The following is a 10,215-nucleotide window of genomic DNA, read 5'->3' as shown; positions in this document are numbered from 1 at the left end:
GTCTCGGCGTGGTGCACGGGCCCGGCGCCGGCTCCGGGCACACCCGGGGCGCCAGGGGCACCGGGAACGCCGGGAGCGCCGGGCGGATGCGGAGCACCCGAAGGCTGGGGCGCACCAGGCGCACCGGGAGCACCAGGCGGCCCCGGAGGCTGAGGCGGCTGAGGCCCGCCCGGGCCCGGTCGACCGGGATCGGCAAACATCGTGGCGGCATGGTGGACACCACCCGGGGGCGTACCACCGGGCGCACCAGGAGGCTGCGGAGCACCAGGCGCACCAGGCGCACCCGGCGGCTGCTGCGGAGGCAGCGGCGCACCCGGGCCCTGCGGAATCCCCGCCCCCGAAGAACCACCGGCACCACCGGGACCTCCAGGAGCCCCGGAACCCCCAGGCCCCTCAGGCCCAAGCGCCGACACCATCTGCGTGGGCACATACCCACCCGCCGGAGTCCCCGGCGCACCCGGCCCCGACGGCGCAGGCGCATCGCCCGGCCGCGCACCCGGCGTACCCGGTGCGCCCGGCGGAGGCGGCGTGGTCGGACCCGAGCCCCGCCCACGACCAGGCGGCGGAGTCGCCTTGCTGGTCGCGGCGTCGGCGATGTCCCCGGCGTTCGGCGCGAGCGGCCGCTCGGGCGCACCCGGCCCGGCCGGCGGCTGCGGATAGCCGTACGGCTGCCCGCCAGGCGCGGGCGGAGGCGTACTCCCCTGCGGCACACCAGCGGGCGGCGTACCCGGCACTCCTTGCGGCGGCGTACCCGGCACACCGGGAGCGGCACCCTGCCCCGCCGGATAGCCGTACCCCGGACCGGCCGGAGTCCCGGCACCCTGCGCGTTCGGCGCGTCCGCCGCAGGCCCGTCCACCGCCGGCGTGACCGCCGTCCGCGGAAGCTGACTCCCGCCCGCGATCAGCGCCGTCTTGGCGTCGGATGTCGTCGCGGGCGGCGGTGTGCTGTCGTCGGCCTCGCTCAGCGGCGGCGCGAAGACCGTCGCGGGCAGCGGTACCGAACGGTCGTCACCGCCATCGCCGTTGGTGTCCGTGCCGGCCCAGGGCGTCGACCCGGCAGGCGCGGCCGGAGCCACCGGACCACCCGCAGCACCGGAGGCGTCCGAGTCGCTCCCCCCGGCGGCCGGCCACGACGCCCCGCTCCCGGAGACGGAATCACCCGCGGAACCGGAACCGGAACCGGAAGCAGAAGCGGGCGCAGAGGCAGAAGCGGCCGACTCGGCAGCGGAACCCGCCCCCGTCCCCCGCCGATCCGGAATCCCCAGCTTGTCCGCCGCGTCCTGCAACCACTCCGGCGGAGTCAGCAGGAAGGACGTCTGGTTCAGATCCACCCGCGCGGGCGGCGCCGGCGCCGGCTCGTCCACCGCGTCCGGACGGCCGTACTCCTCCTCGTACCGGCGGATCACCTCACCCACCGGCAGCCCGGGCCACAGCGTCGCCTCGCCGCTGTCCCGGGCGATCACCAGCCGCTGCGCGCCCCCGTCCGAGCGGGGCCCGTCCGCGCGGTCCTCGGCCCACACCACGAACCCGAGATCGAACTCCCGCACCCGCACCTCACGATGCTGGTACGACGGCAGGTCGCCGTTGATCCACTCTTCCGCGCGCTCCTGCGCCTGAGCGAAGGTCACCATCGCCGAAGTCACTCCCCCACAGCCGAGGACGACACCGCACCCGCCGGCACCACACGCGCGAACCCGCCGTCCACCATCAGGTTCGCCACCGTCTCCAACTCCGGCGGATTGCCGGCCAGCCGCGACAGGAAGACATCGAAGTCGTCCCCGCACGGCAGCAGCAGCCGCTCCACCCGCTCCGCCGGCGGCGTCGAGGGATCCACGTCCCGCGCGTCGTCGTACGCGCAGAACCACACGGAGCCGATCCGCTCGCCCTTCACCTTCACGGCGAGCAGCCCGCCCTGGACGAAGGAGATGCTCAGGTAGTCCTTGGTCAGATGGTCCCGCAGACACTTGTTGACGTACACCAGGTCATTGACCGCGGCCTCGTCCCGCACCGTGAAGAACGGCTGGTCGACCAGGAGCCCCAGCTCCGCGTCGAGCGCGGCACCCACCGGCGCGCAGCCGCCCGCCGCCTTCAGGAACGACCGGTACGCGCCCGGCAGCCGGTAGCCGAGCTCCTCCTCGGCGCCCTGCACCTGCGACTCCGTCACGGCCACACCCGACTTCGGCAGCCCGAAGTGCGCCGGACGCGTCTCCTGGAGCGGCCGCGTGCCCCGCTTGCCGTGGTCGACACCCGACGTGGCCACGCCACCGTGATGCCGCAGCAGCGCCTTCACCTCGACCGGGACCAGCTCCAGCCGCCGCGAGGCGACCGCGTGGTGCCAGGTCCAGCCGTGCGGCGTCGCCACCGCCGGCACCGTGTCCCACAACTCGTGCCCGGACGCCGACAGCGCGCTGTTCGCCGACACGTAGTCCGTCAGCCGCAACTCGTCGACGCCGAACCCCTCCGGCGGCTCCGCGATCTCCGCGACCGCGCGCGCGTAGGGCGAGAAGTCGGGGTAGCCACGCTCGTCGACCCGTACCCCTCTCGGGTGACGGGCCGCCCGGACCGGGTCCGGGAAATGCACGACCTGCCCGGCGTAGGCCGCGTTCGGCGGCGCGGCTTGCTGCCCGAGCCGACCTGTCGTCATGGCGGTTGCCCCCTGCGGCACTCTGTACGAACCGTATTGACCACCTGTGGCGCACTACGACCCGTATCGACTGTCACGTCTGTCTGTCTCGACTGTCCGTCTCGACTTCTCTGCACTTCCCTGCACGCGCGACCCCGCGGATCACCCTCCGGTTCACTGCATCGATCTCCGAACGGATCACCGCATCGCCCGCGGTGCCGACAGCCTATGCGGTACGACGACACCGGTCACCGGCACCGGTCGGCAGCCCCTCCGCTTCCGTGACCAGCCGTCACCCCAACGTGACGGCACGCCCCGGAACGGGCGTGTCGCCGCGCCCCAGCTTCCGCAGCAGCCACGGCATTTGGCAGTCTGTGACCCCCGGGGGGATGCACGGAGGGGAAGACGATCATGAACGCGACGCAGACGGGACCACACACCGGCAGGTCAGCCGACCCACGAAACGGCGACCCCCGGCACGGCGACCCGCGGCACGCCGACCCACGAGGCAGCGATCCTCGCCACGGCGACCCGCGAGCCGGCGACCCCCGCAACGGCGATCCCCGCATCGGCTGGAGCGCCACCGAAGCGGCCCACGCCCCCGTCCTCCACCACCGCCGCGACGGCATCCTCCCCACCGTCGCCGCCGCCCTCTCCGTCCGCGGCGCCACCCTCACCGGCACCGCCGTCCGCGGCGACACACCCCCGGGCCTGCACCCCCTCGTCCAGGACTTCCTGGACACGCTCACCAGCGCCCAGCGCGACCGCTTCACCGGCCGCTGCGCCGAGACCATCCTCATCTCCCGGCACATCGCCGCAGCCGACACCGCGCGCAGCAAACGCGCCGCACGAAAACCCATGACCAACGGCGAGGCCCGCAAAGCCCTCAAGCAGGCCAAACTCACCGCCCGGCACATCCGCGAGGACGGCGACCCCCTCCACGGCACCTTCGCCACCCCCTGCCGCGCCTGTACCGCGCTCAGCGCCCACTTCGGGGTCCGCATAGTCGACCCGGCGTCCCAGAACGACTGACGCCCACCCCGACCCCACCCCGGAAGCACCCGGCAGCACGGCGCGCAGCTCTCGCCCGACGCTCCCACGACCTCGACGAGACGAAGGGCAGATGCACACCGACCGCACCTCCACCACCCGCTTCGCCGTACCCGTCGACGCCGCCCTGCGCGCCGCCGGCTGGCAACCCGGACGCTGGGACATCAAGCAGGCCGAATACTGGGCCGACGCCCTGCGCGACCACGTCTCACCCGCGGGCCACCGGCACACCGTCTTCCCCGCCGCCGTCGAGGCCTGGGCCGAATTCGGCGGACTCCACCTCGCCCCCACGGGCCCCGGCCGCCAGGTAGCCCCCGCCGCCCTGCACCTCGACCCGCTGCACGGCCTCCACATGGCCCGCACCCTCGGCGACCTCGGCCGCGCCCTCGGCACCGAGGTCTGCCCCCTGGGCGCCGAGACCGACAGCCGCTCCCTCGTCGCCATCGACACCGACGGCCGCGTCTACACCCTCGACCACACCGGCGACTGGTACCTCGGCCAGGACATCGACCAAGCCCTCTCCACCCTCATCGCCGGCACCGAACCCGTACGCCTCACAGCGAGCTGACGACCACCGGGCCCAAAGACAACCGGGCCCTACGACGCCGGAATCACCGCCGACACCCGGAAACCCCCCGCGTCCGTCGGCCCGGACACGAACACCCCGCCCAGCGCCGAGACCCGCTCCTTCATCCCCACCAGCCCGTTCCCCCCGGACGGCAACCGCGCCGACGACGCCACCTCCTCGGGCGGCGGCTCGTTCTCCACCTGCATCGCGATCTCCGACCTCCGATGCGCCAGCCGCACATAGGTCTTCGCCCCGGCCGCGTGCTTGTGGACGTTCGTCAACGCCTCCTGCACCACGCGAAACGCCGTCTGCTCCACCTCCGGCGCATACGACCGCTCGTCCCCCTCCACGGACAGATCCACCACCATCCCCGCGGCAGCCGACTGCCCGACCAGCTCCTCGATCTCCGCCAGACACGGCCCCTCGTCGTCGACCGCCCGCGAAGCCGCCGCAGCCGCAGCCGCCCCCACCGCCGCCAGCGGCACCGACGCCGCACGCTCACGCCGCACGTCCCCACCACTGCGCAGCACCCCGAGCATCTCCCGCAACTCGGTCAGCGCCTGCCGCCCCATGTCGCCCACGAGCGCGGCGTTCTTGACGGCCTTCTCGGGGTCCTTCCGCGCCACCGCCTGCAGCGCGGCGGCGTGCACGACCATCAGACTCACCCGGTGCGCGACCACGTCGTGCATCTCCCGGGCGATCCGGGTCCGCTCCTCGTTCCGGGCCCACTCGGCTCGCTCCTCCGCCCGCTCGGCGAGCAGCTGCAGCTCCCGCTCCAGACTGTCCGCTCGCTCCCGCAGGCTCTCCATCAGCCGCCGCCGGGCTCCCACATACAGCCCGAGCAGCACGGGAGGCGCCGTGAACCCCACCGACATCGTGATGGCGGCGAAGGGCACGAACCAGTCCCCGATGTCCAGGTCCCCCCGCGACATGTCCTGCCGGGTCTTCACGAACGTCACGATGAGCGTCCCCAGCAGCGACATCCCCGCCAGCGAGGCGAGGATCCGCCGGGGCAACTCGCACGCGGCCAGCGTGTACAGGCCGACGATGCCCATCAGGAAGCCCATCTCGGCGGGCGTGATGGCGATCGACACCAGCACCACCGCGATCGGCCACCGCCGCCGCACGAGCAGCACGGAACCGGCAAGCAGGCCGAACACCACCCCCGCCGCCACCGGGATCCCCGCATCCCTGGCGAACGGAATCCCTTCCAGCGCGCACTCCAGCGCGGACACCACGGCCAGACTCGCATCGAACACGGCACTGCGCCGTCTGGCCCACCACCACGGCCCTCCCCGGGCCGTCACATGGTCTTCCCCCGTCGCGGTCATGCCCTCCAGCCTAAGGGCGCCCGGCGCCGGTTTTCCGGTGAGTTTCCCGGACTGGCCTACACCACACTCCGTGACCGTTCAGACGCAATACCGCCCGATATCCCTCGAACTGCTGAATCGCTCACCGTTCGACCCCGGAGGCCTCCATTCCGCCCGGACGGTATGCGTATGACACATGCGCCTGGCAAATACGCCGACTTCGAGGGGTTACGGGAGAGGGCGATGGCGTTGCGACGCGCAGGGCTGAGCCGCCGCCAGATCCGCGACCGACTGCACGTCGACAACAACGACATCCTCAACCGCCTCCTGGAAGGCGAACCGCCCCCGGCCTGGACGAAACGCCCCAACGCGAAGGACGACCTGAAGGAGAAGGCCAGGGAGCTCCGGCTCCAGGGCTGGACGTACGACCAGATCCAGGTGGAGCTGGGGTGCTCGAAGAGTTCGATCTCGCTGTGGGTACGGGACCTGCCGAAGCCGGAGCGCAAGCGCTCAACCGAGGAAGCTTCGGCTATCGCGAGGCGGGGCTGGGAAGTCACACTGCAACGGCGCGAGGAGGAACGACAGCACACGAAGGCGGCCGCCCAGCAAGCAGTCGGCGACCTGACCGACCGGGAAGTATTCCTGGCAGGAGTGGCCCTCTACTGGGCAGAGGGCGCCAAGGACAAGTCGTACAGCCGCCGCGAGAGGCTGCTTTTCATCAACAGCGACCCGAACGTCATCAGCTTCTTCCTGCGCTGGCTGGACGTGCTTGGCGTAGAACGCGAGCGCCTGCGTTTTCGGGTGAGCATCCACGAGTCAGCCAATGTGCAGGAGGCCGAAGAGTTCTGGGCCGGACTCGCCGGAGTGGCACCAGGCACGTTCCAGAAGGCCACCCTCAAGAAGCACAACCCGAAGACAAGCCGCAAGAACACCTCGGAGGCATATCGCGGCTGCCTGATCGTCTACGTGATCAAGAGCGCCGACTTGTACCGTCGCATGGAAGGCGCCTGGTACGGCATAGTAGGAGGCGCCGCCCGGCGACCTGACTGAATGTCCGGTTCAGCCGGGTTTATTCCCCCGTGGTGTAATTGGCAGCACTGTGGCTTTTGGTGCCATCTGTCCGGGTTCGAGTCCTGGCGGGGGAGCACACGCTCAAATTCGGGCCCTAGTCGGCGACAGCCAACTCAGGGCCCGCTCTCGTGTCCCCCACAAAACCCCCCGGTATCCTGCGGATGAAACCCCACCCCATCCACAGCCGAAGGGCATCCCGTGAGCGCCAACCGCCCGGCAGCCGTCGTCGTTCTCGCAGCGGGTGAGGGCACCCGTATGAAGTCGGCCACACCCAAGGTCCTGCACGAGCTCTGCGGCCGCAGTCTCGTCGGGCACGTGCTCGCCGCCGCGGGCGAGCTGCACCCCGAGAACCTGGTCGTCGTGGTCGGCCACGCCCGTGAGAAGGTCACCGCCCACCTCGGCGAGATCGCCCCCGCCGTCCGCACCGCCGTGCAGGCCGAACAGAACGGCACCGGGCACGCCGTACGGATGGGTCTCGAAGCACTCGGCGGATCCGTCGACGGGACCGTTGTCGTCGTGTGCGGGGACACTCCTCTGCTCACCGGCGCGACCCTCGACGCCCTCGCCGCCACGCACTCCGCCGACGGCAACGCGGTGACCGTACTGACCGCCGAGGTGCCCGACGCGACCGGCTACGGCCGGATCGTCCGCGACGACACCGGCGCCGTGACCGCGATCGTGGAGCACAAGGACGCCACCGACGTCCAGCGGTCGATCCGTGAGATCAACTCGGGTGTGTTCGCGTTCGACGGCCACCTGCTCGCCGACGCCCTGAAGAAGGTGCGCACGGACAACAGCCAGGGCGAGGAGTACCTGACCGACGTGCTCGGGATCCTGCGCGAGGCCGGGCACCGGGTCGGGGCCTCCGTGGCCGGCGACCACCGGGAGATCGCCGGGATCAACAACCGCGTCCAGCTCTCCGAGGCCCGCCGGATCCTCAACGACCGGCTGCTGACCGAGGCCATGCTCGCCGGTGTGACCGTCGTCGACCCGGCGACGACCTGGATCGACGTCACGGTGAGCTTCGAGCAGGACGCCGTCGTCCACCCGGGCACCCAGCTCCACGGCACGACGCATCTCGGCGAGGGCGCGGAGGTCGGGCCCAACTCCCGGCTGACCGACACCCGGGTCGGGGCGGGCGCGCGCGTGGACAACACCGTGGCCGTGAGCGCCGAGGTGGGCCCGGACTCGTCGGTGGGGCCGTACGCGTACTTGCGTCCGGGGACCCGGCTGGGTGCCAAGGGCAAGATCGGGACGTACGTCGAGACGAAGAACGCCACGATCGGGGAGGGGACGAAGGTGCCTCACCTCTCCTACGTGGGTGACGCGACGATCGGTGAGCAGTCGAACATCGGTGCCGCGAGCGTGTTCGTGAACTACGACGGCCAGGAGAAGCACCACACGAACATCGGCTCTCACTGCCGTACGGGCTCGGACAACATGTTTGTGGCGCCTGTCACGGTGGGGGACGGTGCGTACACCGCCGCCGGATCCGTGATCACGAAGGATGTGCCGCCCGGTTCGCTGGCCGTGGCCCGTGGTCAACAGCGGAATATCGAGGGTTGGGTGGCTCGAAAGCGTCCGGGGAGCGCGGCCGCGAAGGCGGCGGAGGCGGCTTCCCGGGAGTCGGCCGAGGAGGGCTGACCGGAAACCGGTGCCTCAAACACGGCGTACGGTGATAAGTGCACAACCGCACCCCCACCAGTTGAGATGCCCTCTCGCGAGCCGGCTGAGAGGTCTTTCGACCTGAGATCGAACCCCCAGCTGCGACACCTCTGAGGAGACAGTGCTGTGACCGGGATCAAGACGACCGGCGAGAAGAAGTTGATGTTCTTCTCCGGCCGCGCCCACCCCGAGCTTGCCGAGGAGGTCGCCCACCAGCTGGGTGTCGGGGTTGTCCCGACGAAGGCCTTCGACTTCGCCAACGGTGAGATCTATGTGCGTTATCAGGAGTCGGCGCGTGGCGCCGACTGCTTCCTGATCCAGAGCCACACGGCTCCGATCAACAAGTGGATCATGGAGCAGTTGATCATGATCGACGCGCTGAAGCGCGCGTCGGCCCGGTCCATCACCGTCATCGTGCCTTTCTACGGTTACGCGCGGCAGGACAAGAAGCACCGTGGACGTGAACCGATTTCGGCGCGTCTGATCGCGGACATGATGAAGACGGCGGGTGCGGACCGCATTCTCACCGTCGACCTGCACACGGATCAGATCCAGGGCTTCTTCGACGGTCCGGTGGACCACCTGTTCGCGCTGCCGCTGCTGGCGGACTATGTGGGCACCAAGGTCGACAAGGGCAAGCTGACGGTCGTGTCCCCGGACGCGGGCCGGGTGCGGGTCGCCGACCGCTGGTGCGACCGGCTGGGCGCGCCGCTGGCGATCGTGCACAAGCGTCGGGACAAGGACGTCGCGAACCAGGTCACCGTCCACGAGGTCGTGGGTGAGGTGAAGGGGCGCGTGTGTGTCCTGGTGGACGACATGATCGACACCGGTGGGACGATCTGTGCCGCTGCCGACGCGCTGTTCGCGCACGGTGCGGAGGACGTGATCGTGACGGCGACGCACGGTGTGCTGTCGGGTCCGGCGGCGGACCGGCTGAAGAACTCGCGGGTGAGTGAGTTCGTGTTCACGAACACGCTGCCGACGCCGGGTGAGCTGAGCGGTGACATGGACAAGATCTCGGTGCTGTCGATCGCGCCGACGATCGCGAGGGCGGTGCGTGAGGTGTTCGAGGACGGTTCGGTGACGAGCCTGTTCGACGAGCAGTAGGGGCTTTCCGGAGTTCCTGTAGATCGTTTTGGGTGCGGCCTCCCCTGCCGAGTAGACTGCTGCAGTTGCTCGGCGAGGGAGGCCGTTTCCCGTTCTGGGATGCGGTGCTCCGTTATCGACGCGCTCTTCGTAGCAGGCCGTTCGTGGCCGGGTGACCACGTCCATACCTGACTTCGAGGAGTGATTATGTCCGAGGTGAAGATCTCCGCCGCGACGCGCACCGAGTTCGGCAAGGGTGCCGCGCGCCGTATCCGTCGTGAGAGCAAGGTTCCGGGTGTCCTGTACGGGCACGGTTCGGACCCGCTGCACGTGACCCTGCCGGGCCACGACCTGCTGATGGCGCTGCGTACGCCGAACGTCCTGATCGCGCTGGACATCGACGGCAAGACCAAGGAGCTGGCGATTCCGAAGGCCGTGCAGCGTGACCCGCTGAAGGGCTTCCTGGAGCACGTCGACCTGCTGCTGGTGAAGCGTGGCGAGCAGGTCAACGTCGACATCTACGTCCACACCGAGGGTGAGCTGGCCCCGGGTGGCTTCCTGCTCGAGCACGTGCTGAACGCGCTGCCGGTCGAGGCCGAGGCGACGCACATCCCGGAGTCCGTGACGGTCTCCATCGAGGGTCTGTCGGCCGGTGACTCGATTCTCGCCAAGGACATCACGCTGCCGAAGGGCACGACGCTGGCCGTCGAGGAGGACACCGTCGTCCTGCAGGTCCTGTCCGCGCAGGCCGAGGAGGCCCCGGAGGGCGAGGAGGCCGCTGGGGAAGAGGCCGCCGAGGCCTGATCCTCTTCGTCGTCGTTTCGTCGGCCGCTGTTCCGGTG

General features: G+C 70.5%; 8 protein-coding genes, 1 tRNA gene and 1 pseudogene. 7 read left to right on the top strand and 3 right to left on the bottom strand.

The window, feature by feature from the left end; genetic code table 11:
* Together ACFTZL_RS33625 and ACFTZL_RS33620 are read right to left on the bottom strand one after the other, a co-directional pair.
* Nucleotides 1–1,631, bottom strand: a pseudogene (locus ACFTZL_RS33625) (hypothetical protein); the annotation flags it as partial.
* 8 nt (nucleotides 1,632–1,639) lie between these two features.
* On the bottom strand, nucleotides 1,640–2,644 hold the full coding sequence (locus ACFTZL_RS33620) for an SMI1/KNR4 family protein (protein WP_382590652.1): 1,005 nt from the start codon (nucleotides 2,642–2,644) through the stop codon (nucleotides 1,640–1,642).
* 390 nt (nucleotides 2,645–3,034) lie between these two features.
* On the opposite strand from ACFTZL_RS33620, the gene ACFTZL_RS33615 reads away from it, so the two are divergent.
* Nucleotides 3,035–3,655 (top strand): YwqJ-related putative deaminase, encoded by a 621-nt coding sequence (locus tag ACFTZL_RS33615; protein ID WP_382590649.1) that lies wholly within the window; start codon nucleotides 3,035–3,037, stop codon nucleotides 3,653–3,655.
* Nucleotides 3,656–3,746: 91 nt separating this feature from the next.
* Complete coding sequence (locus ACFTZL_RS33610) at nucleotides 3,747–4,241, top strand: SUKH-3 domain-containing protein (protein ID WP_382590648.1); 495 nt, start codon at nucleotides 3,747–3,749, stop codon at nucleotides 4,239–4,241.
* A gap of 29 nt (nucleotides 4,242–4,270) precedes the next feature.
* On the opposite strand, the gene ACFTZL_RS33605 is transcribed toward ACFTZL_RS33610, so the two are convergent.
* Nucleotides 4,271–5,572, bottom strand: a complete 1,302-nt coding sequence (locus ACFTZL_RS33605) for a sensor histidine kinase (RefSeq protein WP_382590645.1) — start codon at nucleotides 5,570–5,572, stop codon at nucleotides 4,271–4,273.
* 168 nt (nucleotides 5,573–5,740) lie between these two features.
* Between ACFTZL_RS33605 and ACFTZL_RS33600 the strand changes: the two genes are divergently transcribed.
* From ACFTZL_RS33600 to ACFTZL_RS33580, 5 genes are all read left to right on the top strand, one after another.
* Nucleotides 5,741–6,601, top strand: a complete 861-nt coding sequence (locus ACFTZL_RS33600) for a hypothetical protein (protein WP_382590655.1) — start codon at nucleotides 5,741–5,743, stop codon at nucleotides 6,599–6,601.
* A gap of 23 nt (nucleotides 6,602–6,624) precedes the next feature.
* Nucleotides 6,625–6,696, top strand: a tRNA-Gln gene (locus ACFTZL_RS33595).
* Between the two features lie 124 nt (nucleotides 6,697–6,820).
* A complete protein-coding gene (gene glmU, locus ACFTZL_RS33590) occupies nucleotides 6,821–8,266 on the top strand; it encodes a bifunctional UDP-N-acetylglucosamine diphosphorylase/glucosamine-1-phosphate N-acetyltransferase GlmU (RefSeq protein ID WP_382590642.1) in 1,446 nt (481 codons plus the stop codon).
* Nucleotides 8,267–8,413: 147 nt separating this feature from the next.
* Complete coding sequence (locus ACFTZL_RS33585; protein WP_382590639.1) at nucleotides 8,414–9,394, top strand: ribose-phosphate diphosphokinase; 981 nt, start codon at nucleotides 8,414–8,416, stop codon at nucleotides 9,392–9,394.
* A gap of 186 nt (nucleotides 9,395–9,580) precedes the next feature.
* Nucleotides 9,581–10,177, top strand: a complete 597-nt coding sequence (locus ACFTZL_RS33580) for a 50S ribosomal protein L25/general stress protein Ctc (RefSeq protein WP_382590636.1) — start codon at nucleotides 9,581–9,583, stop codon at nucleotides 10,175–10,177.
* The last annotated feature ends 38 nt before the right edge of the window (nucleotides 10,178–10,215 follow it).

The sequence above is a fragment of the Streptomyces sp. NPDC056948 genome, from assembly GCF_042674225.1.
Taxonomy (GTDB): Bacteria; Actinomycetota; Actinomycetes; order Streptomycetales; family Streptomycetaceae; genus Streptomyces; species Streptomyces purpurascens.
The sequence above is the reverse complement of the archived record's forward strand: the minus strand, read 5'-3'. Positions and strand labels throughout refer to the sequence as shown.